Raw genomic sequence first — 378 nt, 5'->3', positions numbered from 1 at the left:
CTCAATAAAAGAACTCTATAAAACATTAGAAGTACCTTTAATCGTTATCGGTAGAGACCCTCAATATTCTATTACTCAGTTGACTGAGGGCGGCATGCAAAAAGAGGAAGCGACACAACTTGAAGCAATGTGGCAAGAACTGATTCATGAACAATTACAACTCTCAATAAACAGCCAATATATACTTGCCGAACATGCTGGCCACGGAATTGAAAATGATCGACCAGATATTATCATTGAAGCGGTTCACTCCCTAAAAATAAAAAAAGGAAGCAACTAAAGCTGCTTCCTTACTTATCTATTCATAATCTTCTTCATCATCGATTTCTTCGTAATACGCATTACCATTACTTACATATATAGGGCCATTCGCAACAT

The 378-nt window shown here is 36.8% G+C and carries 1 pseudogene; it reads left to right on the top strand.

The features are described from left to right. Positions 1-280, top strand: a pseudogene (locus MR079_RS28530) (alpha/beta hydrolase); the annotation flags it as partial. Positions 281-378 lie beyond the last annotated feature (98 nt).

Origin of the sequence: Bacillus cereus group sp. BfR-BA-01381 (assembly GCF_022663555.1) — a bacterium.
GTDB lineage: Bacteria > Bacillota > Bacilli > Bacillales > Bacillaceae_G > Bacillus_A > Bacillus_A pacificus.
Note: the sequence above shows the minus strand (reverse complement) of the source record. Positions and strands in the feature narration are given on the sequence as shown.